The organism is Erythrobacter sp., assembly GCF_038133525.1.
Taxonomy (GTDB): domain Bacteria; phylum Pseudomonadota; class Alphaproteobacteria; order Sphingomonadales; family Sphingomonadaceae; genus Qipengyuania.
The window spans coordinates 350-22,847 of the sequence record NZ_JAYPTL010000022.1 but is presented as its reverse complement, the minus strand read 5'-3'; the positions used below and the strand labels follow the sequence as shown (position 1 = coordinate 22,847).

24 protein-coding genes and 2 tRNA genes are annotated in these 22,498 nt (G+C 61.5%); 15 read left to right on the top strand and 11 right to left on the bottom strand.

From position 1 onward, the window contains the following. Positions 1-77: 77 nt before the first annotated feature. The 3 genes from AAFM29_RS07600 to AAFM29_RS07590 all read left to right on the top strand — a co-directional run bounded on the left by AAFM29_RS07600 (position 78) and on the right by AAFM29_RS07590 (position 1,977). Positions 78-1,031, top strand: a complete 954-nt coding sequence (locus AAFM29_RS07600; RefSeq protein WP_341712202.1) for a threonine/serine dehydratase — start codon at positions 78-80, stop codon at positions 1,029-1,031. 65 nt (positions 1,032-1,096) lie between these two features. After that, positions 1,097-1,546 (top strand): MAPEG family protein, encoded by a 450-nt coding sequence (locus AAFM29_RS07595; protein WP_341712201.1) that lies wholly within the window; start codon positions 1,097-1,099, stop codon positions 1,544-1,546. Next, positions 1,543-1,977, top strand: a complete 435-nt coding sequence (locus tag AAFM29_RS07590; RefSeq protein WP_341712200.1) for an MAPEG family protein — start codon at positions 1,543-1,545, stop codon at positions 1,975-1,977. The genes AAFM29_RS07595 and AAFM29_RS07590 overlap by 4 nt, the downstream gene beginning before the upstream one ends. 42 nt (positions 1,978-2,019) lie before the next feature. On the opposite strand, the gene trxB is transcribed toward AAFM29_RS07590, so the two are convergent. Next, entirely contained in the window at positions 2,020-2,985 is a 966-nt protein-coding gene (trxB, locus tag AAFM29_RS07585; protein ID WP_341712199.1) for a thioredoxin-disulfide reductase, read from the bottom strand. Between the two features lie 144 nt (positions 2,986-3,129). On the opposite strand from trxB, the gene AAFM29_RS07580 reads away from it, so the two are divergent. Further along, positions 3,130-3,849 (top strand): hypothetical protein, encoded by a 720-nt coding sequence (locus AAFM29_RS07580; protein WP_341712198.1) that lies wholly within the window; start codon positions 3,130-3,132, stop codon positions 3,847-3,849. 69 nt (positions 3,850-3,918) lie between these two features. Here the strand turns inward: AAFM29_RS07580 and tig are convergent, their stop codons facing one another. Continuing rightward, on the bottom strand, positions 3,919-5,448 hold the full coding sequence (tig, locus tag AAFM29_RS07575; protein WP_341712197.1) for a trigger factor: 1,530 nt from the start codon (positions 5,446-5,448) through the stop codon (positions 3,919-3,921). Between the two features lie 63 nt (positions 5,449-5,511). Continuing rightward, positions 5,512-5,596 (bottom strand) — tRNA-Leu (locus AAFM29_RS07570). Positions 5,597-5,746: 150 nt separating this feature from the next. Between AAFM29_RS07570 and AAFM29_RS07565 the strand changes: the two genes are divergently transcribed. Next, on the top strand, positions 5,747-6,031 hold the full coding sequence (locus tag AAFM29_RS07565) for a DUF3297 family protein (RefSeq protein ID WP_341712196.1): 285 nt from the start codon (positions 5,747-5,749) through the stop codon (positions 6,029-6,031). Here AAFM29_RS07565 and AAFM29_RS07560 read toward each other — a convergent pair whose 3' ends face one another. Further along, positions 6,032-6,652 (bottom strand): CHAP domain-containing protein, encoded by a 621-nt coding sequence (locus tag AAFM29_RS07560; RefSeq protein ID WP_341712195.1) that lies wholly within the window; start codon positions 6,650-6,652, stop codon positions 6,032-6,034. A gap of 109 nt (positions 6,653-6,761) precedes the next feature. On the opposite strand from AAFM29_RS07560, the gene der reads away from it, so the two are divergent. Further along, positions 6,762-8,159, top strand: a complete 1,398-nt coding sequence (gene der, locus AAFM29_RS07555; protein ID WP_341712194.1) for a ribosome biogenesis GTPase Der — start codon at positions 6,762-6,764, stop codon at positions 8,157-8,159. A 108-nt stretch (positions 8,160-8,267) separates the two neighbouring features. On the opposite strand, the gene AAFM29_RS07550 is transcribed toward der, so the two are convergent. Beyond that, positions 8,268-8,729: a hypothetical protein gene (locus tag AAFM29_RS07550; RefSeq protein ID WP_341712193.1), complete on the bottom strand. Its 462-nt coding sequence runs from the start codon at positions 8,727-8,729 to the stop codon at positions 8,268-8,270. A 298-nt stretch (positions 8,730-9,027) separates the two neighbouring features. Here AAFM29_RS07550 and AAFM29_RS07545 point away from each other — a divergent pair, with 298 nt between their 5' ends. Beyond that, positions 9,028-9,237 carry a hypothetical protein gene (locus AAFM29_RS07545; protein ID WP_341712192.1) on the top strand — a complete coding sequence of 70 codons (210 nt, stop codon included), beginning with the start codon at positions 9,028-9,030 and terminating at the stop codon, positions 9,235-9,237. Here the strand turns inward: AAFM29_RS07545 and bfr are convergent. Beyond that, a complete protein-coding gene (gene bfr, locus AAFM29_RS07540; RefSeq protein ID WP_341712191.1) occupies positions 9,234-9,719 on the bottom strand; it encodes a bacterioferritin in 486 nt (161 codons plus the stop codon). The genes AAFM29_RS07545 and bfr overlap by 4 nt on opposite strands. 80 nt (positions 9,720-9,799) lie before the next feature. Between bfr and AAFM29_RS07535 the strand changes: the two genes are divergently transcribed. Beyond that, complete coding sequence (locus tag AAFM29_RS07535; RefSeq protein WP_341712190.1) at positions 9,800-10,078, top strand: hypothetical protein; 279 nt, start codon at positions 9,800-9,802, stop codon at positions 10,076-10,078. A gap of 35 nt (positions 10,079-10,113) precedes the next feature. Here AAFM29_RS07535 and AAFM29_RS07530 read toward each other — a convergent pair whose 3' ends face one another. Beyond that, positions 10,114-11,412, bottom strand: coding sequence for a DUF418 domain-containing protein (locus AAFM29_RS07530; RefSeq protein WP_341712189.1), 1,299 nt, complete (start codon positions 11,410-11,412; stop codon positions 10,114-10,116). Between the two features lie 71 nt (positions 11,413-11,483). Beyond that, complete coding sequence (locus AAFM29_RS07525) at positions 11,484-12,578, bottom strand: SPOR domain-containing protein (protein ID WP_341712188.1); 1,095 nt, start codon at positions 12,576-12,578, stop codon at positions 11,484-11,486. 213 nt (positions 12,579-12,791) lie between these two features. On the opposite strand from AAFM29_RS07525, the gene AAFM29_RS07520 reads away from it, so the two are divergent. Genes AAFM29_RS07520 through AAFM29_RS07510 form a run of 3 tightly spaced genes read left to right on the top strand, consistent with a single transcriptional unit; the run spans position 12,792 to position 15,391 of the window. Next, positions 12,792-13,508 (top strand): ParA family protein, encoded by a 717-nt coding sequence (locus AAFM29_RS07520; protein WP_173215087.1) that lies wholly within the window; start codon positions 12,792-12,794, stop codon positions 13,506-13,508. A gap of 23 nt (positions 13,509-13,531) precedes the next feature. Further along, a complete protein-coding gene (locus AAFM29_RS07515; protein WP_341712187.1) occupies positions 13,532-14,041 on the top strand; it encodes a hypothetical protein in 510 nt (169 codons plus the stop codon). Positions 14,042-14,080: 39 nt separating this feature from the next. Then, positions 14,081-15,391 (top strand): tetratricopeptide repeat protein, encoded by a 1,311-nt coding sequence (locus AAFM29_RS07510; protein ID WP_341712186.1) that lies wholly within the window; start codon positions 14,081-14,083, stop codon positions 15,389-15,391. 71 nt (positions 15,392-15,462) lie between these two features. On the opposite strand, the gene AAFM29_RS07505 is transcribed toward AAFM29_RS07510, so the two are convergent. The 3 genes from AAFM29_RS07505 to AAFM29_RS07495 all read right to left on the bottom strand — a co-directional run bounded on the left by AAFM29_RS07505 (position 15,463) and on the right by AAFM29_RS07495 (position 18,601). Then, entirely contained in the window at positions 15,463-16,185 is a 723-nt protein-coding gene (locus tag AAFM29_RS07505) for a hypothetical protein (protein WP_341712185.1), read from the bottom strand. Between the two features lie 161 nt (positions 16,186-16,346). Beyond that, positions 16,347-17,579, bottom strand: a complete 1,233-nt coding sequence (locus AAFM29_RS07500) for an amidohydrolase family protein (protein ID WP_341712184.1) — start codon at positions 17,577-17,579, stop codon at positions 16,347-16,349. Beyond that, a complete protein-coding gene (locus AAFM29_RS07495) occupies positions 17,576-18,601 on the bottom strand; it encodes an aspartate carbamoyltransferase catalytic subunit (RefSeq protein ID WP_341712183.1) in 1,026 nt (341 codons plus the stop codon). Before AAFM29_RS07495 ends, AAFM29_RS07500 begins: the two co-directional genes overlap by 4 nt. A 102-nt stretch (positions 18,602-18,703) precedes the next feature. On the opposite strand from AAFM29_RS07495, the gene sppA reads away from it, so the two are divergent. From sppA to AAFM29_RS07475, 4 genes are all read left to right on the top strand, one after another. Next, entirely contained in the window at positions 18,704-20,581 is a 1,878-nt protein-coding gene (gene sppA / locus AAFM29_RS07490; protein ID WP_341712182.1) for a signal peptide peptidase SppA, read from the top strand. A 78-nt stretch (positions 20,582-20,659) separates the two neighbouring features. Next, positions 20,660-20,734: transfer RNA gene (locus AAFM29_RS07485), tRNA-Val, on the top strand. A gap of 372 nt (positions 20,735-21,106) precedes the next feature. After that, positions 21,107-21,892 carry a TSUP family transporter gene (locus AAFM29_RS07480; protein WP_341712181.1) on the top strand — a complete coding sequence of 262 codons (786 nt, stop codon included), beginning with the start codon at positions 21,107-21,109 and terminating at the stop codon, positions 21,890-21,892. A gap of 222 nt (positions 21,893-22,114) precedes the next feature. Next, positions 22,115-22,477, top strand: a complete 363-nt coding sequence (locus tag AAFM29_RS07475) for a hypothetical protein (RefSeq protein ID WP_341712180.1) — start codon at positions 22,115-22,117, stop codon at positions 22,475-22,477. The last annotated feature ends 21 nt before the right edge of the window (positions 22,478-22,498 follow it).

Genomic DNA, 22,498 nt, shown 5'->3' with positions numbered 1-22,498 from the left:
GATCGACCTCACTCCTTTCGGCAGTACCCTGTTCCACCTGTTCCATCCTGCAGGACCTCCCACAGAGTAATCCAATCATGACCCAACAACGCATGCCGACCCGCGAAGGTGTCCTCGAAGCAGCGGCCAAGATTGCGGAGATTGTTCCGCCCACACCCCTGCTCCCCATCGAAATCCATGGCGTAAAGTGCTGGGTGAAGGCCGAGATGCTGCAGCCGGTTGGCGCGTTCAAGATAAGGGGTGCTTGGTGGCGCCTGGTCAACCTGACTAAGGAAGAACAATCCCGGGGTGTGGTCGCTGTATCGAGCGGAAATCATGCACAAGGCGTAGCATGGGCGGCCCGGCGGCTGGGTATCTCCGCGACGATCGTCATGCCGAGAAACGCCCCGCGGGTGAAGCTCGACACAACCCGCGCGCTAGGCGCGAAAGTGGTCCTTTACGAGCGCCCCGGTGAAGATCGCGATGAGGTCGCGGCGCGACTGATCGGGGACACCGGTGCAACGTTGGTCCATGCCTTCGCCGACCCCTGGGTAATCGAAGGCCAAGGCAGCGCAGGTATCGAGGCCGAAGCGCAGCTCGGCCGCACACCCTCGCGCTTCATCGTCTGCTGCGGGGGCGGAGGGCTCACGGCAGGCCTCTCGCTGGCCTGCCCTGAAAGTGCGATCCACCTGGTCGAGCCGGTCGGCTGGGACATGGTCGGCCAAGCGCTGGCCACAGGCGAAATCGTGCGCGTTGCCGATGTTCCGCCCAAGACCATCTGCGACGCTCTGCAGCCTGACGCCACGAAGCCACTCAACCTTGCCATCTTGAAGGACCGCGTCGAACCCGGTGTGACGGTGACCGATGACGAGGTTCTTGCGGCACAGCGCTTTGCCTTTGCCAAGCTGAGGCTGGTGGCCGAACCCGGCGGCGCCGCGGCGCTGGCGGCGGCTTTGGCAGGCAAGGTGCCGGTCGACGAAGGCACCGTGATCATGATGACCGGCGGGAATGTCGACCCGCAGGCATATGCCGCAACGATTGCCGAGGCTTAGCAAGCATTTGACAATCCCCGGAACCCGCCGCAGTTTTGCCACAAGGGCAAAGGAGGAGTAGGAACATGCAGGCTCAGATGCTCGCACCGGCAGCAGTCCTGGTGCTTTGGTCCATGGTGATGCTCTTTTGGACTGCTGGAACCCGTTTTCCCGCCATCGCCAAGCTGGGGAAAAACATGCCGCCCGCAAAACCAGGCGTGCGTGGGCAGGACCTCGAAGGCATCTTACCTGCAAAAGTCATGTGGAAGTCCCACAATTTCACCCATTTGATGGAGCAGCCAACGGTATTTTATCCGGCAGTGATCATCCTTGCGATTGTGGGAGCAAGCGCAACCGACATCCTGCTAGCGTGGAGCTATGTAGGACTGCGCATCATTCATTCCTTATGGCAGGCACTGGTCAATCGCATCCCGGTGCGAATTGCCATCTTTGCTCTGTATTCCATCGTCCTAACGATCCTTGCGATCCGCGCGGTGATGGCAACCCTCTTTGCTGATCCAGGAGCTCTCGCATGATTGAATCGTCAATTCTCCAGCCGGTCGTCACTCTTGCCGGATGGACCATGGTCATGTGGTGGTGGATGTACATCACCCGCATCCCCGCCATGTCGAAAGCCGGTATCGACGGCGCCAAGATGGTCGGTTCGACCGGCGCGAGCCTGCGGGGCCAACTACCGGATACGGTCAGCTGGAAGGCCGACAATTACAATCACCTCCACGAAGCGCCGACGGTGTTTTACGCGATCGCACTGGTGCTGGCGGTGACCGGTCAGGGCGAAGGCCTCAATGCCCTGCTGGCGTGGATCTACGTCGGTTTGCGCATCGTGCACTCGCTGGTGCAGGCGACCGCCAATCGCGTGCTGGTGCGCTTCGTACTGTTCGCGCTGTCCAGCCTGGTGCTGATGGCGCTCGTGCTGCACGCCGCCATCTTCGTGTTCGGCTGGTAAAGGAATAGCCGGCCCCCGCCACGGCGGGGGCCGCGCTACCGATTACTCGGCAGCCTCGTGCTCGCGCGCTTCCAGCGTCGCGAGGAAGCGTTCGGCGTCGAGCGCTGCCATGCAGCCGGTTCCCGCTGCGGTTACGGCCTGACGATAAGTGTGATCCATCACGTCGCCCGCGGCAAATACCCCAGGGATCGCCGTCTTGGGCGTGCCCGGCTCGACCACCAGGTAACCGCTGGCATCGAGTTCCAGCTTGCCCTTGAACAGTTCGGTCGCAGGTGCGTGGCCGATCGCGACAAAGGCCCCGCCGACCTCGAGCGTGGAAGCCTCGCCGCTCACCGTGTCGCGCAGGGCGAGATGGCCGAGCGCGCCGGTCGCCCCGGCATCAAAGCTCTCGACCGTCTTGTTCCAGATGACGCTGATCTTGGGGTGGTTGAGCAGGCGTTCCTGGAGGATCTTCTCCGCGCGCAGCTCGTCGCGGCGGTGGATCAGCGTCACGTCGTCCGAATGGTTGGTGAGGTAGAGCGCTTCCTCGACCGCGGTATTGCCGCCGCCGATCACCACGACCTTCTTGCCGCGATAGAAGAAGCCATCGCAGGTCGCGCAGGCTGAAACGCCCTTGCCGCCCAGTTCCTGCTCACCCGGCACGCCCAGCCATTTGGCCTGCGCACCGGTGGCGATCACGATCACATCTGCGATATACTCATCGCCGCTGTCCCCGACCGCGCGGAACGGCGAGCCATTGGCCAGATCGACATCGACAATCGTATCCCACATCATCCGCGTGCCGACATGTTCGGCCTGCTTCTGCATCTGCTCCATCAGCCAGGGGCCCTGGATCACGTCAGCAAAGCCGGGGTAGTTTTCGACGTCGGTGGTGATGGTCAGCTGACCACCGGGCTGCAGCCCCTGCACCACGATCGGCTCCATCATCGCGCGCGCGCCGTAGATGGCGGCGGAAAAGCCCGCCGGGCCCGAACCGATGATGAGCATTTTGGTGCGATGGGTGGCCATACGATAAATCTCCTTGCGCCGGGGAAATAGGATCGGGGGGCGACGATTGCCAGTCGCAGAAAAATCGATTTCAACAATCGAGCCAATTTGTTGTGATTGAGAATGCTTCGCATTAGAGGCAGGCATCCAGCAGTGAGGAATCCCATGTCGAAGAGTCGCTACGCCCTGGCCGCAATGGCCATGCTTGTCCCTAGTGCCGCGCATGCCGCGCCCGGTCTGGGTGACGAAGTCTATGGCGCCGAGGTAGAGAAGGGCGAACTCGAGTTCGAGGCGATCTACAGTGCGCTAGCTGGCGGCCCCGAGGATGGCGAGGACGCGCTCGTGCTCGAAGGCGCCTATGGCCTCACCGACAGCTTCCGTCTCGGCCTGCGCGGCGAGTTCGAGAAAGAACCCGGCGAAGATCGCGAGCTCGAGGCGCTTGGCATCGAGGGCATCTACGAGCTCGGCAAGGTCGGTGGACTGACTTTCGCGCTCTATGGTGAATATGAAATCGTCTTCGATGGCGCCGACAAGATCGAGACCAAGCTGCTGGTCCAGCGCAAGGCAGGGCCGCTCGACTTGCGTTTCAACTTGATCGCCGAAAAGGAGCTCGAATCGGGTGAGAAGGTCGAGCTCGAATATGCGGTGTCAGCCGATGTAGAAGCTTTCGGCGAGGTCCGTCTGGGCGTGCAGGCCTACGGGGAACTGGGCACGTTCGACGATTTCCTGCCACGCGCGGAGCATTTCGTCGGCCCGGTCGCGAAATTCGAGATCGAGGGACTGGGTCCCGAACTCGAGATAGAAGCCGGCTACCTCTTCGCGCTAGGTGAAGCGAACGACGAGACCAACGGGCAGTTTCGCCTGCTGGTCGAGCTCGAGTTCTGATACCCCGATAAACATGGGGGCGGCGAGCCGAAGCTCACCGCCCCCTGGTGTCTCGTTACGGCTTGAAGCTTACTTCTTAGCCGCGGCCTTCTTGGCCGGTGCCTTCTTGGCGGCAGGCTTCTTCTCGCCCTCGTCCTTGGCAGCGGCCTTCTTGGCAGGAGTTTTCTTCGCCGCCGGCTTTTCAGCTGCTTCCTTCTTCGCCGGGGCCTTCTTTGCAGCCGGCTTCTTGGCCGCAGCCTTCTTCGCCGGCTTGGCGTCGGCAGCCGCATCTTCTTCGGCTTCGATCGCGGCTTCGAGTTCCTCGCGCGTCACTTCGCGGTCAGTGATCTCGGCCTTGTCGAACAGGAAGTCGACAACCTTGTCTTCATACAGCGGCGCACGAAGCTGCGCAGCGGCCATCGGCTCATTGCGAACGTAGTCGACGAAACGCTGGCGGTCTTCCGCGCGATACTGCTGTGCAGCCTGCTGGATCAGCATCTGCATTTCGTTGGCGGTGACTTCGACGCCGTTCTTCTGGCCGATCTCTGAAAGGAGCAGGCCGAGGCGGACGCGACGCTCTGCAATGCGGCGATAATCGTCCTTCTCGTCTTCCATTTCCTTGAGCATCGCAGCCGAATCGTCCGCGCGCGCGGCTTCCTGCTGCAGCTGGGCCCAGATCTGGTCGAATTCGGCATCAACCATGCCCTGCGGCACGGCGAAGTCGTGGCCGGCGGCCAGCGTGTCGAGCAGCTGGCGCTTCATCTGCGTGCGGGTGAGTCCGGCGGTTTCCTGCTCGAGCTGGCCGCGCAGGAGTTCCTTGAGCTTGTCGAGGTTTTCGAGGCCGAGGTTCTTGGCGAATTCGTCGTCGACCTTGGTCTCGGCCGGGACTTTCACCTGCTGGACCTTGATCGCGAACTGCGCGTCCTTGCCCGCCAGGTGCTCGGCCGGATAGTCAGCCGGGAAAGTCACGGTGATGGTCTTCTCATCGCCGGTCTTCACACCGGTGAGCTGCTCTTCGAAACCAGGAATGAACTGGCCCGATCCGATCACCAGCGGGGTGTTCTCGGCCTTGCCGCCTTCGAACTCGACGCCGTCGATGCTGCCGACGAAGTCGATGATCAGCTGGTCGCCGTCAGCGGCCTTCTTCGTCTTCGGCGCGTCCTTGTAGCTCTTGTTGCCTTCCGCGATGCGATTGACCGCGTCCATCACCTGTTCGTCGGTGACGGGCACCATCAGGCGCTCAAGCTTGAGGCCTTCGACTTCCGGAGCGTCCACTTCGGGGAGCACCTCCAGCTCGACCGTCAGGCTGGCGTCCTTGCCTTCTTCATAGCCTTCGCCGAATTCGACCTTGGGCTGCATCGCCGGACGCAGCTTGTTTTCGGCCATCACCTTATCGACCGATTCGCGAATCATGTCATTGACCGTCTGCGCGTGCAGCTGCTCGCCGTGCATCTTGCGCACCAGGTTCGCGGGTACCTTGCCGGGGCGGAAGCCGGGCATTTTAACCTGCGGGGCGATCTTCTTCACTTCGCTGTCGATGCGCGCGTCGATATCCTTGGCCGCGATGGTCACGGCATATGCGCGCTTCAGGCCCTCGTTGGCGGTCTCTTTGATCTGCATTGGTTGAAACTCGTGACTTTCCAAAAGCGATAATGGCGAGGGTTCCGCTTGCAGCGGCGGCACTGGTGCGGGCGAAGGGACTCGAACCCCCACATCTTTCGATACTGGTACCTAAAACCAGCGCGTCTACCAGTTCCGCCACGCCCGCAAACCCGAGTGAAGCTGCGCGAGAGGAGCCAGTCCTTCGCGTGTAGGCGCGTGCCTCTAGTAGGATGCAACGAATAGCGCAAGCGTGGCGGCGGTCCACACGCCCAATTGATCTTGCCGCGCGGCGCGGCGCGGATTAGGGGCGCGGTCCATGACCGATCAGACCAAGACCGACACCCCGCCCGACCGCCTGTCCGTGCACCCGAAGAGCGAGCATTTCGACGTAGAGGTGCTGAAGCGTGGCGTAGGCATCCGCTTCAAGGGCAAGCAGCGCACCGACATCGAAGAATATTCGATTTCGGAGGGTTGGGTTCGCGTCCAGGCCGGCAAGACCGTCGATCGTCACGGCAATCCGTTGACGCTCAAGCTCAGCGGTCCGGTCGAGGCATGGTTCGAAGACCTCGGCGAAGACGCCCCGGTCGCCAAGGCAAGCTGATTACTGGAATTCGGCGAAAGCCTTGAGGAAGCGCTTTGACGGTTCTTCAGGCAAAGGTGCAGGCTGGACAGGTGTTGGCGATTGGCGGGCCGTTTGGCTTTGTGGCTGAGCGGCGCGATCCTTGTAGATGAAGCCTTCGACCGGCCAGGCAGTCGTACCGACGTCTCCCAAAGGCCCGTACCACACCCGCACCAGGCTCCAGTCGTTGGCAGGCGAAACATCGATCGCCAGTACATCCTGTTCAACACGGCCCCGGCGCCCATTGATTGGCGACCAGTTGGCATGATCGAGCAGAACGCGGCGCGAATCGAGCACCTTGCTGACCGCTGCAACGTGACCGAGCTGCAGTTTTAAGTGAGGTCGGAACGTCATCACCGCGCCTACGCGTGGCTTGTGACCGGTGGCGTAGTGCCCCTGCGCCTGATCCCACCACGTGCTGGCTTCGCCGTAGAGTGCGATCCCCGTGACCTGGCGAGCGTATGGTGCGCACTGCAGGTAAGGTTCTAGCTCATGCCCTTCCCTGTCGCCGACCATGCCGTCCAGTGCAGCATCGTCGGCCAGGGCCGGCGTTGCAGTGGCAAGTAACGCAGCGAGGGCAATCAGCTTCCTCATGCCGACCATGAGTAGGCCGTTAACCTTACCAAATCGTTGCGGATCGAATCAGCGCCGAGCAAGCGAATCGCGCTGCCGCTTGCATTGCGCGCAGCAAACCGCCACTTGGCGCGCCATCATGCGCGCATCCCCCGCCAAACCGACGGTGATTATCATCGGCCGACCCAATGTCGGCAAGTCGACGCTGTTCAACCGGCTGGTCGGCAAGCGACTGGCATTGGTTGATGACCAACCAGGCGTGACGCGTGACCGGCGCTTTGGTGATGCGGAAATTGCCGGGCTGGAATTCCAGATCGTCGATACGGCAGGATGGGAAGATGAGGACGCCGAAAGCCTGCCCGGTCGGATGCGCAAGCAGACCGAAGTCAGCCTGGAAGGTGCCGACGCCGCGCTGTTCGTCTTTGATTCGCGGGTGGGTGTAACGCCGCTCGACGAGGAAATCGCGCGTTGGCTACGTAGCCAGGAGGTTCCCGTGGTCCTCGTCGCCAACAAGGCCGAGGGCAAGCAGGGCGACGCCGGTATCTATGAAAGCTTCGCCCTGGGCTTCGGCGAACCGGTCGCACTTTCGGCAGAACATGGCGAAGGCGTGGCCGACCTGTTCGATCATCTTTGGCCGATCATCGGCGCCAAGGCCGAATCCGCAGAAGAGGCCGAAGAGTTCGACGAAGAAGATGAGGACGCAGTCGCAGGTCCGCTCAAGCTTGCCATCGTCGGTCGACCCAATGCGGGCAAGTCGACGCTGATCAACCGTTTCCTCGGTGAGGATCGTCTGCTGACCGGTCCCGAAGCCGGGATCACCCGCGATTCGATCGCGATCGACTGGGAATGGACCGATCCCAGATCCGGCGAAGCGCGCGAGGTCCGCCTGATCGACACAGCCGGGATGCGCAAGAAGGCGCAGGTGGTCGAAAAGCTGGAAAGGCTTTCCGTCGCCGACGCGCGCCGCGCGATCGACTTTGCCGAGGTCGTCGTGCTGTTGCTCGACGCCACGCGCGGGTTGGAGCACCAGGACCTCAAGATCGCCAGCATGGTGCTTGAGGAAGGTCGCGCGCTGATGATCGCCATCAACAAATGGGATGTTGCCGAGGACGCCAGCGCGCTGTTCAACGGCATTCGTGCCGCGCTTGACGAAGGGCTGGCCCAGGTGCGCGGGCTGCCGTTGATCGCGGTCAGTGCGAAGACCGGCAAGGGCCTGGATCAGCTGCTTTGCGCCGCCTTCGATTTGCGAGAAGCGTGGAGCCGCCGCGTTCCCACGGCCGCATTGAACCGCTGGTTCGACGATGCGCTGGAAGCCAACCCTCCGCCTGCCCCAAAAGGCAAACGGATCAAGCTGCGCTACATTACCCAGGCGAGCACTCGCCCGCCCCGCTTCGTGGTGTTCGGAACACGGCTCGACATGCTGCCCAAGAGCTACGAGCGGTACCTGGTCAACGGCATCCGCTCCAAGCTCGGCTTCGAGGCGGTGCCGGTGCGCGTCGTGCTCAAGAGCCCGAAGAACCCCTATCAGAAAGACTGAGCGCGCGAGCCTGGTGCCGGACGACACTGGTTATTTGGCCCGGTATTCGAGATGAGTGCTTGACCAGCGGGCGGAGACCGAGGCCCGCCCGCTTGGTCGTCCGTCGGACTATTTCAGCTTGATTTCGCGCAGGATATAGGTGCCCTTGATCTCGCGGATCTTGTTGTAAAGTTCGATCACCGTCCTGTTGCTCGAATCCGCGTTGGCCTTGCCCCAGGCGGCCATGAACTTGTCATATTCGGCCTTGTCTGCATCGAGCGATGCCATGCTTGGGTAGGTGATCCGCAGCACGAGGTTCACTTCGTTGCTGCCGTAAGGGACCACATAGATCCCGTATGACGTGACCTGACCCACGGACTTGGCCGCCTCGTTGGCCTTCACCCAGGTCTGCTTCAGCCCTTCGAGATATGTGTCCAGCTGGCCTTGATCGACCTTAACATAGGTCAATTCGATCACTTCTTTCTGCGGCGTATAGTCGACCCATTCCTCCAGCTGTGCGGCGGCCGGAGCCGCAAGCGCAAGCAGCGCCCCACTTGCCAGGGTCACACCCAGTCTTGTCAGCTTGTTCATTGGTCATTCCTCTCAAGTCTCAGGTTATCGCGACCCGTGACTTTGGAAACGAACGACCCAATCCTTGTTCAAAGACCGTTTCCAGCACCCTAGCTGCGCGTGAATCCAAATGGAGTCAAACTGCGATCTACGGCATCCGAACCTGACCCTCGAAAGAATGGGGGAGCCGAACGGCTGGGCGCGAAATAGCGGCGGATCGACCGAGAACAGACTATGCTGCGAAAAAGATTCGCGCGCGGTTATCCGGGGTTCATCCCGACTGGCGCATCGGTGGCGTTCTGACCAAGGAGTGCCAGCCATGGACCGGATTAGCGTAGTCATAGAAAACTTGAGCGGCCCTTCGCACGAGCCCCTGGCATTCGCTGCGCTCGACACTGCAACCGCCTTGCTCGTGGCAGAAATCAACGCAGATGGTGGTGCCGCGGAATTGTGGGACGGAACGCGTCGCATCGCCCGCCTGACCCGCCATGGCGAGGCAGGTGCAACCTTTTGGGAGGTCGCTAATTAGTCGCTCTCACCCGCCGGCTTGCTGTTGAGCTGGACATAATTTTCCAGCCCCATGCGGGCAATCATGTCGAATTGCGTTTCGAGGAAATCGACGTGCTCCTCTTCGCTTTCGAGGATCCGTTCGAAGATCTCGCGGCTCGTATAGTCGCGCACGCTCTCGCAATGCGCGATTGCATCCTTGAGCAGCGGGATCGCCTCCATTTCCACCGCCAGGTCGGCCTTGAGGATTTCCTCAACCGTTTCGCCAACCTTGAGCTTGTGGATCGCCTGGAAATTGGGAAGCGCTTCGAGGAACAGGATGCGTTCGGCGAGCACATCCGCATGCTTCATCTCATCGATCGATTCGTGTCGCTCATACTCGGCAAGACGGGTGATGCCCCAATCGGCGAGCACGCGATAATGCAGCCAATATTGGTTGATCGCGGTCAGCTCGTTAGTGAGTGCCTTGTTGAGGAACTCGATGACCGTGGGATCGCCTTTCATGGCTGCTCTCCTGTTCTGACTGCGGGAGCGCGACTATGCGCCTGCATGGCTGGTCATGGCAAGGGTCAGCGGGAGCAAAATTGGCAGAATTCCGCCAGTTGCAACCGATTGTCAGTAGCGTGAAATCAAGCAGCTGCGGCGGGTTCGAACGCCATTTCGCGCTCCTCCCTCACGACCTCGTCAGCTTCGACCAAGCACTGTCCACAGTTGGGCTGCTTGCCCATCGCTGCGTAGCACGCGACCGCATCGCCCGGGACGCGGCGCGCAATGTTACGCAACTCACCTTCCCTGATGGCATTGCAGATGCAGACGTACATATGCTGGCAGCTCCTGCGAGTGATTCGCAAGAGCACATTTAGTGCGAGTCATTCGCAATAGCAAGGGCGGGTACACATTACCTCCTCAGAGGGAACAAGCGCCAGTATGTAAGGCAGCGCCACAGCCATTCGAGCGGCCCATAGCGATAGCGTTCGAGCCAGGCCTTGGACCAAAGTAGCATCAACACCCAGACGGCGAGCACCATGCCAAACAACGCCACGCGATGCATGGTGCCGAACAAGTTCAGGCCCCAGGCCGGAAAGATCGCCATCATGATAAGCGATGTGCCGAGGTAGTTGCTGAAAGCCATCCGGCCCGCCGCGACGAAGCGCTGGCCCAGCCAGCTCTGACCCGCGCGTGGCGCCCATTCGACCAACAAAGCAGCGAGGCCAAGCACGAAGGCTAGGCGCGGCACCATGAACAGCCCTTCGAACACGAAGAACGTGAGGAAGAAGGGAAAATCCGCTGCATAGGCCCACAGGCCGAGCGCAAGCGACGACAGCGTTCCTGCCCCCAGACCAACCCAGCCCCACAGCCGCATCTCCCCCGGATCGAGCGTCCCACTAAAGAAACCGAAGCGGTAGAGCGCCATGCCCATCAGGATCAGTGCGATCGTCTCGGCCAGGCCGAAGGCGATCCCTACGAGGTTCTGGTCGGTCTCATCGACCACCTGGTGGCGGACCACTTCGCCATAGCTGCTGCTACGGACGCGCTCGATGTCCTCGGCCACCTCCTCGATCGTATCCGGAACCACCTTTGCCAAGCTCTCCTGCTGCCCTTCCGGCAGGATCCGTTCGGCTACTTCGGGATTGGTCGCAAAGTAATATTGCGAGCCGAATAGACCGCCCATGGCAAGGGCTCCCAGCCCATAGAGGACAAGCCCCAACAGGAATTGCGATTTCGCCCTCCACTTCATGAACAGCAGCGCCACCATGCCCCAAACGGCGTAGGTTTGGAGGATGTCGCCGAACCAGATCAGGTAATAGTGGATCATGCCGAACAGCAGCAGCCACAACAGGCGTCGCAGTTGGAGCCAGCGACCCGAGCCTTTCTCCCAAGCCCTTTCGACAAAGAGCATCATTCCAGCGCCGAACAGGAGCGTAAAGAGCCCCCGCATCTTGTGATCGATCAGCACGTACTGGATCAACCAGACCAGCTTATCGCTTTCGGTCGGGCCACCGGGCATCGCACCCGGCCACACATAGACCATGAACGGGTGGGCAAAGGCGGTGACATTGGCGAAGAGGATACCGAGCACGGCGATCCCGCGAATGAAATCGAGGCTTATCAGACGATCGGCACCGCGCGTTGTTCTCGGCTCGACTCCTGCGGCTACAGTATCGTCGGCCATGTCGGGCGTGGCAGCGACTGTCATAAGAACTCTCCCCGTGTGCCATCGTATTAACACACTGGACTAAGGCGCCAAGTCCCGCTGAACAGTTGCGGTCACTTCTGGGTTACGAGGCAAACGTGGCCGGCACGCTTGAGCGATCCACATGCCGCGTTCGCCTCCGCACGGCTTGCATATCCTCCAGCCAGCAGCCTTGTCAGCGATCCCGTCGCGACCTTGATCTTCTTCCGGCCTGCCAGTTCCTTGCGGCCAGACAGCTGGTTCCACATGCGGTCGGCATTTCCGGGAACACCAAAGGCGCCAAGCTGCAGTTTCCATGGCCCACTCGCTGGGTCGGCCTTGACGATCGCAGGTGCTGGCCGTGCTGGTGGCACACCTACAGTTGGTGCAGGTTTCGGCGGTGCCGGCACAGTCGATGGTTCGGCCCGTGCCACAAGAACTGGCTGAGAGCGCGCCGGCAAAGTGAAGTCCGCGCCCGCCTGGATCGTGGATACGGGTGGCCGCGGCGGGTATGCAGGCACCGCCGCCGATGGCGTGTGCTGGGTCCCGACCGTCACGGCCTCCCCACCCAATGCCAGGTCGACAGCAGCCATGTCCCGCGCCCGCACGGCTTCTGTTTGCGCCTTGATCGAGGCGGCAAGCGCTTGGGCCGCCTGGCGATCCTCCAACGAGATATATTGATCCATTTGCTGGATGGCCGACCTGGCCTGCGGCAATCCGGCGCCATTGGCCAAGGTCAGCAAGGCATAGGCGCGCTGCCAATCCTTCATCGCCAGATCGCCATTAAAATGTGCAATACCAAGGATATACTGAGCGCGGGGATCTCCCCGCCCTGCTGCGGCTTCGATGTAGGGCATCGCCTGCTCACGTTGCCCATCTTGAAACAGCATAAGGCCAAGATTGTCAGCCGCACGCAGATGCCCCTGCATGGCAGCCAATTCATAAAACGCCTTGGCTTGTTTTGGATCGGAATCGACGCCCCTGCCCAATCGATAGGCTTGCGCCAGATTGAACTGCGCATCGGGATCGCCCTGCTGCGCGGGCTCGACCCACTCACGGACTGCCACGGCATATTCGCCGCGCGTCCACGCATCGACTCCGTCCTTCACATCCGCCTGAGCAGAAGTAGCAAGCGCAAGCGATCCGACGGCGCAGATTGCCGCCAACATCCGCTTCGTTTGACGATCCATTGACCCTACCTCCTGCGGCTTTGCCTCAAGGCGCGGCTCCAACGTGGCCATCCTATAGTAAATCCTAGGTTAGCAAAGTCTTGTGCGATTTAGATCGGCCAATCCGGCGCGAAGTTAACTCTAAATTAGGGGTAGTCTGCGATCTCCCTCTCAAGACCGCCGCATTTGGCGCGTCAGATTATCGAACTCAGGCGCAAACCAGGGGGACAAACCTTGCGTGTACTGGCACTGGCATCGCAGAAGGGCGGATCGGGTAAGACCACGCTCTCCGGACATCTCGCCGTTCAGGCCCAGCGCGCGGGCGCAGGGCCGGTCGTATTGATCGACATCGACCCGCAGGGCTCGCTTGCCGACTGGTGGAACGAGCGTGAGGCGGAATATCCCGCCTTCGCACAGACCACTGTCGCCCGTCTGGCCAACGACCTCGCAATCTTGCGGTCGCAAGGCTTCAAGCTGGCCGTTATCGACACGCCGCCCGCAATCACCATGGCGATCCAGTCGGTCATTTCGGTGGCCGAACTGATCGTCGTGCCGACCCGTCCTTCGCCACACGACCTACGCGCAGTCGGCGCTACGGTCGACCTGTGCGAACGCGCCGGCAAGCCGCTGGTGTTCGTCGTGAACGCCGCGACTCCCAAGGCAAAAATCACTTCGGAAGCTGCGGTTGCCCTGAGCCAGCACGGTACCGTCGCACCAATCACCCTGCACCACCGGACCGACTTTGCCGCCTCGATGATCGACGGTCGCACGGTCATGGAAGTGGACCCGGAAAGCCGTTCGGCAGCCGAGGTCACTGCGCTGTGGAAGTACATCGCCGACCGTCTGGAGAAGAACTTCCGCCGCACGGTCTTCGCCGCACCGAATTCGCAGTCTGCACTGCCCGGTGCCCATCGCCCCGCTGGCGGCTTCGGCCGTCGGGTGGCCCAGTAAGAGCGAAAGGCGGAGACGGCCGGATGTCAGACGCCAGTTTTGCTTCACTCACCCCGACGCTCCTCGCGCGCAAGGGCGGTGCCAAGCCCGCCATGCGCCCGCAGTCCGGGATCCCAGGTCCGGTCGACGGCAAGGAGGCCGCCGCCAACCTGGAAGACCTCGGCTGGAACGACATGGGTGATGACGAAGCCGCAATCACCCGTTCCGAGAAGGTGGTAGCCATAGCTCCGCAGGCGGCAAACGAAAGCGGAGCGCCCAACCAGGTGCGCGAATCGCTTTCGCGGATCGCGGCCCATCTCGAAAAGCCGATTGTGGAAAGTCGACCCGCACCGCGCAAACCTGCCAAGTCGAACGGTCGCCGCGCTGCCTTCACGCTACGCCTGGACCATGAACGCCATTTGATGCTGCGCCTGGCCTGTACCGTACGCGGTCGCAGCGCACAGCAACTCGTCACCGACGCACTGGATTCACTGCTCGCCGAAATGCCGGAAATCGCGAGCCTCGCCGCACAAGTCCAGAAGTCGGAACACTAAGCCGAAGACGACGTGGGATCACCTCCAAGGGGGAATGAAATGAGCACCGAGACCAACGCCAAGACCCGCCGGCTCGTCCAACTCGCCGTAACCACGGCGCTTGCGACGACTGCGCTTGCGGGTTGCACCGGCAAGGTGGCGCCATCGCACGCCTATTCGGCTTCGCAGGCCGAAACCGCGCTGGCCAAGGGACAATTCGACAAGGCGATCGCCAACGCGGAAGCTGCGGTCATGGCCTCTCCGCGCGACGCCACGACCCGCACACTTCTTGGCAATGCCTATCTCGAGGCCGGTCGCTTCCAGTCTGCCGCAACGACATTCGGTGAAGCGCTGGAATTGGGTGACAGCGCACCACGGACCGTGATCAGCTACGCACTCGCCCTGACGGCGCTGGGCGATCAGGCCAGCGCACTCAACGTATTGCATCAGCACCAGGCAGGCATCGATCCCGGCGACTTCGGCCTTGCCGTTGCACTCGCCGGGCGCCCGCAGGAAGGCGTACACGTGCTCAGCAACACGCTGCGCAGTGGCCAGAACACCACCAAGGTTCGCCAGAATCTCGCCTACGCTTTCGCCCTTTCGGGAGACTGGGCGAATGCACGCCTGCTTGCCGCGCAGGACATTCCTGGTGACCAGCTGGGCGATCGTCTTTCGCAGTGGGCGCTATTGGCACAGGCCGAGGTTCCAGCCCAGCGTGTTGCCAGTCTGCTTGGGGTGGGCATCGCCGCCGATCCGGGCCAGCCCGCAATGCTTGCGCTCGCGAACCATCCCGCGGTTGAGCAGCTTGCGGTAGAGGCTATCGAACCGACCGAAGCCGCCCAGGAAACAAGCTTCGCCTTCGCAGGCGAACTGCCGGCAGCTGAAAGTGCGCCTGCATTCGACGACAGCGCCGATGCCGCACTTGCGGAAGCAGGGCTGGGAACCACTAATGGCACCCGCTTTGTCTCGCGCGAAGTGGTACAACCGATCGGCAGTGCGCGCAGCTCCGCAGCACCGCGCGTTGCGGCCGCCACGCCGCAAAGCCGCGCCGTTGCTCCGAGTTTCGCTTCCGGCGATTACAACGTCCAGTTGGGCTCCTTCTCTTCGATGTCGGACGCGCAGGAGGCCTGGAAACAGTTCCAGCGCCGTTACCCTGAGCTTGGCGACGCCGAGAGAGTGATCACCAAGGCCCGCGTCAACGGCAAGATCTACTATCGCGTTGCCGCCGCCGGCTTTGCCAAAACATCAGCCGCTTCGATGTGCCGCACCGTCAAAGGCAAGGGTGGCGGGTGCATCGCCTATGCCGCATCAAGCCCGCTGCCAGGCGCGCTCGACGTGGTGCGTGACGAAGTTCGAGTAGCAGCTCGGTAAAAATCGGGCACTCAGCGCAGACTTGAAGCCCCGTCCGGAGCGATCCGGGCGGGGTTCTTCATCGCGGGAGATCAGCCGTAAAGGATCGGAGGGGCTACCCGATGCCACCATTCCGAGTTCCACATGACATTGAGCAAGATGCCGGTTGGGGCGATGACACCCAGCCAATACCAATAGGCTCGATGAATGCGGCGTTGGCGATACAGGTCCCATACGAACATAGGTGCGATAAGGAATAGCGGCCACAGGTCCACCGTGAGCGGCGAATTCGGAAGGCTGTGCGGTAAAAACTGCATCCTGTCCAAGGCTGCGGGCATGGGAACTATCGTCGCGAGGATCATTAGCCGCTTGTGCAGACTTGGATCATGTTTGCGGGCGTGTAAGCCCAGGATCACTAGGACCAGGAAGCAAAACCCGGCGCGAAGCTGCAGCAAGGCGATATTGGTCATGAAGTTCAGGAACCCGGGCAGTTGGGCGCTGACTTCAGGGGCGGCGCCCTGCGCAAAATCAATGCGGGATGCAAAGTTTGCAGGAACCAGCAACACACCTGCAACAACCAGCATCGGCGCCAGGACCATCCCCAATAGGCCAAGCTGCATATGTAGCCCGCGCTTCCCTGTCGCCATCAGTATGGTCTGGGTGAACAGCAAGAGCAGCCAGCTTCCCATCAACACCGCATGAAGGTGCATCTGGATGGGAAATGCAGGCCGTTCGCCCGCACCAACCTCCGCAATTTTTTGGAGCGAATCGGGAATAAAGCCAATCAGGACTACAGCGATAAGCATCGCTGCCATGAAGACGAAAATCCAACGATCGACGAATGCGGCGAAGCCGTCGCCTACGGGATTATCGTCGAGCGGAATCGCAGCTTCTGCACGCGTGGCCATCGGCACCCTCCACAGGGTTGGCGACCGCTGCCGCCCCTATACCCGTTGCCGCGGCTACTGGAAACCACTCAATCGGCTACCGCCACACCGCCCTTCCACAATGCGCTGACGCGGCCCTGAGTTGGCTGTCCGTCGAAAGGCGTGTTGCCTGCCGTAGCTTCCATCTTCGCGCTCTGGATCACCCAGGGGCGGTCCGCATCGATCAGCGCGATATCGGCCTCAAATCCCTCGTTGAGCAGTCCTGCTTGGACACGCAGCAGCCTTGCCGGCGCTCCAGCAGTAAGTTCGAAAGCACGAGACAGGTCGATTACCTCATCGCGCACAAGCGAAAGGACCATCGCCAGCAAGGTCTCCGCCCCCGCCATCCCTGGCTCCGCATCGGCGAATGGCAGGCGTTTGTCCTCGGGCCCGCGCGGATCGTGTCCGCTGGCTATCATGTCGATCGTTCCATCGGCGAGCGCCTCGCGCACGGCCAAACGGTCATCTTCACATCGTAGCGGCGGCGACAGGCGCGCGAAGGTGCGAAAATCGACGGTAGCCAGATCAGACAGCATGAAATGCGCCGGAGTGACGCCGCATGTCACCTCAAGCCCTCGAGCCTTGGCCTGGCGGATCAGCTCGAGCCCGGACCGCGTGGTAACCTGGCGAAAGTGCAGTCGCGCGCCGGCCAGTTCGGCCAGCGCAAGATCGCGGGTGATCGCGATCGCTTCTGCGGCGGCAGGTGCGCTGGGCAGGCCGCGACGCGTCGCAATCTCGCCCGCCGTGGCGACAGCGCCGCCCACTAACGATGCCTCCTCGGCATGGGTGACCACCGCCATGTCGAGCATGGCGGCATATTGCAGCAGCCGCAGCATGACCCCAGCGTCCGCAATCCATTGACGGCCCGTCGCGATGCCTCGCGCACCAGCCTCGCGCATGAGCGCGATCTCGGCGATCTCGCGCCCCTCGAGCCCGCGCGTCGCGGCTGCAAGCGGGTGGACCCAGAAATCGGGCTTGCCACTCTTGGCGATATAGGAAACCCGGCTCGGCAGATCGAGCGGCGGTGACTGATCGGGCATCAGGGCAGCCCGGGTGATCCCGCCAAAATGAAATGCCGGCTTGTCGACCTTGAACACGCCGAAATCGACAAGACCTGGTGTGACGAGCTGGCCCTTGGCATCGATAATCTCATCACCGTCATGCGGTTCAACGCTACCCAGGGCGGCAATCAGTCCATCGGCGAGACGGACCGCACCTTCGCGCAGACCCTCTGGCGTTACCAGCCTGCCGTTGATGATAGTGAGAGGGCGAAGCTGCTTCATGCGGCATCTCCCCAACCTGCGACCCCGCGCGCACGACGTGTGAGCACGTCAAGCGCAGCCATGCGGATGGCAACGCCCATCTCGACCTGACGCGTGATGATCGAACGGTCGATCATGTCGGCCACCTCACTATCGATCTCAACCCCCCGGTTCATCGGCCCCGGATGCATCACCAGTGCATCGGGCTTGGCATTCGAGAGGCGTTTCTTGGTCAGGCCATAGAGGTGATGATATTCGCGGGCAGACGGGATGAACTGACCGCTCATCCGCTCGGTCTGCAACCGCAGCATCATGGCAACGTCCGCACCCTGCAGCGCGGCATCGAAATCGTGGAACACCTCGGCGCCCATCGCGTCGATCCCGATCGGCATCAGTGCAGGTGGCGCGCAGAGGCGCACGGTTGCCCCAAGCGCCTGCAGGCAAAGGAGGTTGGAGCGCGCTACGCGGCTATGCAGGATATCGCCGCAGATCACCACGACGAGACCTGTGAAGTCCTCGGCCCCCTCGCCCCTTTCGCGCAACGCATGGCGCAGCGCCAGCGCATCGAGCAGCGCCTGCGTCGGGTGTTCATGCTGTCCATCGCCGGCATTGAGCACGGGACAATCGACCTTGTCCGCGATCAGCTGGGTTGCCCCGCTCGATGCGTGACGGATAACGATCGCATCTGCGTGCATGGCGTTGAGCGTGATCGCGGTGTCGATCAGCGTTTCGCCCTTCTTCACGCTCGACTGCGCGGCATGCATGTTGATCACGTCCGCACCCAGCCGCTTGCCCGCGATCTCGAAGCTCAACAACGTGCGCGTCGAATTCTCGAAGAAGGCGTTGATGATGGTCAGGCCGGAAAGCAGGTCGATGTGCTTGGTCGGTTGGCGGTTGAGCGCCACCCACTGTTCCGCTTCGTCGAGCAGGTACAGGATTTCGTGCCGCTCCATCTGGCCGATGCCAATGAGGTCGCGGTGCGGGAATGCCAGCGAACCCGCGGGATAGCGGGCCACATGGGCCGAAGTTTCCGTCGATGCCATTGAAGCCACGCCCTTAGTCGAGTGACCTTGTGCGCTCAAGCGCTTTCGGCTGGCGAAGCGACACCACCTCACCTAGCTAGGGTGCAACAGGAGATTGTACGAATGCATTTTGCGGGCAAGGTCTGGCGCTTACTGGTCGGGATCAAGGACGCTCTGGTCCTGGTGTTCATGCTGCTGTTTTTCGCCGGACTGTTCATGGTGCTTACCGCGCGCCCGTCCCCGGCGGCCGTTCGCGACGGTGCACTGGAAATCGATCTCAATGGCATGATTGTCGAAGAACGGACCGAAATCGACCCACTCATGGCACTACTCGCTCGCGAAGCTCCCGTAGTGGAGTATCAGGCCCGCGATCTCGTGCGCGCACTCGATGCGGCGGCGGCAGACGATCGCATCACCGCAGTCGTACTCGATCTCGACCGCTTCCTCGGGGCAGGCCAGGTACATCTGCAAGAGGTCGGCGAGGCGCTCGATCGTGTCCGCGCGGCCGAGAAACCGGTGCTCACCTATGCCACGGCCTATGGTGACGACGCGATGCTGCTCGCAGCGCATGCCAGCGAGGTTTGGGTGGACCCACTTGGCGGAGCAGTGATTGCCGGACCTGGCGGAGAGCGGCCGTACTATGCAGGCCTGCTCCAGCGGTTGAAGGTCAATGCGCGGATCTACAAGGTCGGCGAATACAAGAGCGCGGTTGAGCCCTATTCGCGGTCCGACATGTCCGAACCCGCGCGCGAGAACTATCGGGCGCTCTATGGCGCCCTGTGGGAAGAGTATCAGGCCAATCTCAAGAAGGCTCGACCATCCGCCAACATAGCTCAGGTGACGGGTGATCCCGTGGCTTGGGTAAGGGGCGCCAAGGGAGACCTCGCCACAGCTGCCAAACAGGCAGGCCTCGTTGATCGAATCGGCACGCGCGCAGAATTTGACAAACGCATGGTCGAACTGGTCGGCGCAGACGCCTGGAGCAGCGAACCAAGCGCCTACCCCACGACGTCGCTGGCAACCTGGTTGGTCGACAACCCCGAACCGAAAGGCGGCAAGCCGATTGCGGTCGTCACCATTGCCGGGGAGATCGTCGACGGCGATGCGGGACCAGGTATTGCAGGAGGTTCGCGGATTGCGTCGCTACTGGACGACGCCTTGACCAGCGATCCGGCCGGTCTGGTCGTCCGGGTCGATTCACCGGGTGGTTCGGTGCTGGCGTCCGAAGAAATCCGTAACGCGATCCTGCGCCATAAGGCGAAGGGCATCCCGGTTGCCGTATCGATGGTCAACCTTGCAGCCAGCGGGGGATATTGGGTTTCGACACCCGCCGACCGAATCTTTGCCGAACCCGAGACAATTACCGGTTCGATCGGCATCTTCGCAGTCGTGCCCACTTTCGAGGACACCGCGGCCAGCATTGGCGTGACAAGCGATGGCGTGCGGACCACTCCCCTATCCGGCCAGCCCGATCTGATCGGCGGCTTCACCCCTGAGGTGGATGCGATCCTGCAGGCCACCATCGAAGACGGTTATGAGGACTTCCTCCAGCGCGTCAGTGCCTCGCGCAAGCTGACACGCGATCAGGTCGATCGGATCGGTCAGGGCCGCGTATGGGACGGCGGCACTGCCAGGCAGATCGGACTGGTCGACCAATATGGCGGGATTGACGAGGCCCTGGCCTGGGTCGCCAAGCAGGCCAAGCTGGGCGATGATTGGCACGCCCAGTATCTGGGGTCGCGACCCAGCGGTTATGACAATCTATTGCGCTCCCTATTCCTCGACGATCCGGAGAATGCCGAGCGCGCCGACGTCACGGCCTTGTTTGCGCGACAGCAGCGCGGACTGCTTGGCCGTATCGAAAGTGACCTAGATCGATTGCTCCGGGTCAATGGCATGCAGGCCTATTGCCTCGAATGCATGCCCTTGCCGCGGGCGGAGAATTCGACTCCGCACAACGAGGGGTGGCTGGCGATAGTTTTCCGCGCTTTGGCTTCCTAGCCGGCGCTTGCCATGGCGCGATTCGCCGCGTAAAGGCGCGCGCCTGCCCCGATGGTATGGCCATCGCAAAGCACGGGCGGGCGCGTAGCTCAGCGGTAGAGCACACCCTTCACACGGGTGGGGTCACAGGTTCGATCCCTGTCGCGCCCACCATGATTTCAAGCACTTAGCGAGAATCATGGCTCGAGTATGAAAAAAGTATGAAACAATTCATGGGCACACACTCCCTCGGTTGGCACTGCCTTGTATGCCTCTAGAAGTCCGCCCTAACAAACTTTGACGGTGTCGTTGCCTGCTGGGATAACTCTGAAACTCCGGCTCCTTGCAGACATGTCCACTGTATGTTCTTCTCGTTTTCCTACACTCCTGCAGTTAGGTAGGAAGAAGCCTCATCTTCGGCAGGCGACAGTTCTAAGCTAGTGACCAAGCATACCGAGGAATTTCTCGGGAACTGGGTCATCCGTTCACAAAATTGCGAAGGACCCGTTTGCCCGCATCAGCAGTTAGCCTTACCGGCTCGTCCCCATGGATATCGCCCTCATCGCTGCAGTGGCCATGGTCGCCTCTGCACTGACGCTCTACTCGGGCTTTGGGCTCGGCACGATCCTGCTGCCTGCTTTCGCCCTGTTTCTTCCTGCACCGCTCGCGGTAGCTGCGACTGGGGTGGTCCACCTCCTCAACAATGTCTTCAAAGGTACTTTGCTGAAGGATCGAACAGACTGGGCAACGGTCCTGAAATTCGGTCTACCGGCTGTACCCGCCGCGATCGCTGGTGCTTGGGTGTTGGCATTGCTGAGTGAGACGTCCCAGCTATTTGCTTGGAGCTTGTCAGGGCGAAGCTTCGGCCCAACTGGTGCCGGCTTGACCATCGGCCTCTTGCTGATCCTTTTCGCCACGCTTGAACTTCAGCGCTGGTTCAATGAACTACAGGCGCCGCCGCGACTGTTGCCTCTTGGTGGCCTGCTCAGTGGCTTCTTTGGAGGACTTACGGGACAGCAGGGCGCGTTAAGATCCATGTTCCTTTTGAAGACCGGGCTACCTCCCGATCGGTTCATCGCAACAGGCGTAATGATCGCCATATTGGTCGACCTGTCTCGGCTCGTCACCTACGCAGCCTCCTTCGCTGGGACAGGCATAGATTCCCAGGGGCGGGAGACCTTGCTTGTTGCCGTCGGCACAGTCTCTGCATTTGCAGGGGCCTATGGAGCCACTCGCTACCTCGACAAGATCACAATCGGTGTGGTCCGTTATAGCGTGGCGATGCTCATGCTTGTCATCGGCTTGGCAATGTCAGCAGGTCTCATCGGCTAAATTGCCCTCCCGCATTCGGGATGGCCAAGTCCACAAGCAGCAGCCTCAATCTGTTCGTTTCGATTGGCTGTGAGCAATTTTCCCGTATCGCCCCATTGCCGCTTTGGCCCGGTCTAATCGCTTCTATGGGGCAGCCTACCCGATCGACGCTGCTTTTCTGGAACGCTCCCACTTCGCCGGAATTGAGAGAGCGCTACAAGCAGAAGCAAAGGAACCCAGGAAATGAGAAAAGCAGCAGCCATCGCCGGATCGTGTTTTGCACTCACCATGGCTACACCGATGGCGCTTGCCCAGGAAGTGGCAAGTCCTCCTGACACTCCAGCGGAAAATTGGGATGGCGCGGAAGTGACGCTCGGTTCGGAGGAGAGCAGCGTCGAAACTCCCAGTGGCAATACAATCACGAAGGCAACTGCTTCGGACGGAGATTCAGGAGTGGTCGAAGTTGAAGTTGAAAAAGCCGACACTCCGAGCGCGGTTGAGAGTCCCGATCGACCGGAACCGGCGAGCAAGGCGGAACTTCCCGAGCAACCGGAGCCACCTCAGAGGCCCGAGACGCCGCAACCATCGCCAGGCGTGATCCGCTAAATGAGGGCGTTTGGACCTGTC

Coding starts and splice junctions, on each gene's coding strand:
- der (WP_341712194.1), top strand. CDS start 6,762: ATGCGCGCATCCCCCGCCAAACCGACGGTGATTATCATCGGCCGACCC.
- AAFM29_RS07545 (WP_341712192.1), top strand. CDS start 9,028: ATGGACCGGATTAGCGTAGTCATAGAAAACTTGAGCGGCCCTTCGCAC.
- AAFM29_RS07495 (WP_341712183.1), bottom strand. CDS start 18,601: ATGGCATCGACGGAAACTTCGGCCCATGTGGCCCGCTATCCCGCGGGT.
- AAFM29_RS07525 (WP_341712188.1), bottom strand. CDS start 12,578: ATGGATCGTCAAACGAAGCGGATGTTGGCGGCAATCTGCGCCGTCGGA.
- sppA (WP_341712182.1), top strand. CDS start 18,704: ATGCATTTTGCGGGCAAGGTCTGGCGCTTACTGGTCGGGATCAAGGAC.
- AAFM29_RS07560 (WP_341712195.1), bottom strand. CDS start 6,652: ATGGTCGGCATGAGGAAGCTGATTGCCCTCGCTGCGTTACTTGCCACT.
- AAFM29_RS07550 (WP_341712193.1), bottom strand. CDS start 8,729: ATGAACAAGCTGACAAGACTGGGTGTGACCCTGGCAAGTGGGGCGCTG.
- AAFM29_RS07515 (WP_341712187.1), top strand. CDS start 13,532: ATGTCAGACGCCAGTTTTGCTTCACTCACCCCGACGCTCCTCGCGCGC.
- AAFM29_RS07590 (WP_341712200.1), top strand. CDS start 1,543: ATGATTGAATCGTCAATTCTCCAGCCGGTCGTCACTCTTGCCGGATGG.
- AAFM29_RS07600 (WP_341712202.1), top strand. CDS start 78: ATGACCCAACAACGCATGCCGACCCGCGAAGGTGTCCTCGAAGCAGCG.
- bfr (WP_341712191.1), bottom strand. CDS start 9,719: ATGAAAGGCGATCCCACGGTCATCGAGTTCCTCAACAAGGCACTCACT.
- trxB (WP_341712199.1), bottom strand. CDS start 2,985: ATGGCCACCCATCGCACCAAAATGCTCATCATCGGTTCGGGCCCGGCG.
- tig (WP_341712197.1), bottom strand. CDS start 5,448: ATGCAGATCAAAGAGACCGCCAACGAGGGCCTGAAGCGCGCATATGCC.
- AAFM29_RS07500 (WP_341712184.1), bottom strand. CDS start 17,579: ATGAAGCAGCTTCGCCCTCTCACTATCATCAACGGCAGGCTGGTAACG.
- AAFM29_RS07565 (WP_341712196.1), top strand. CDS start 5,747: ATGACCGATCAGACCAAGACCGACACCCCGCCCGACCGCCTGTCCGTG.
- AAFM29_RS07530 (WP_341712189.1), bottom strand. CDS start 11,412: ATGACAGTCGCTGCCACGCCCGACATGGCCGACGATACTGTAGCCGCA.
- AAFM29_RS07580 (WP_341712198.1), top strand. CDS start 3,130: ATGTCGAAGAGTCGCTACGCCCTGGCCGCAATGGCCATGCTTGTCCCT.
- AAFM29_RS07595 (WP_341712201.1), top strand. CDS start 1,097: ATGCAGGCTCAGATGCTCGCACCGGCAGCAGTCCTGGTGCTTTGGTCC.
- AAFM29_RS07505 (WP_341712185.1), bottom strand. CDS start 16,185: ATGGCAGCGATGCTTATCGCTGTAGTCCTGATTGGCTTTATTCCCGAT.
- AAFM29_RS07510 (WP_341712186.1), top strand. CDS start 14,081: ATGAGCACCGAGACCAACGCCAAGACCCGCCGGCTCGTCCAACTCGCC.
- AAFM29_RS07480 (WP_341712181.1), top strand. CDS start 21,107: ATGGATATCGCCCTCATCGCTGCAGTGGCCATGGTCGCCTCTGCACTG.
- AAFM29_RS07475 (WP_341712180.1), top strand. CDS start 22,115: ATGAGAAAAGCAGCAGCCATCGCCGGATCGTGTTTTGCACTCACCATG.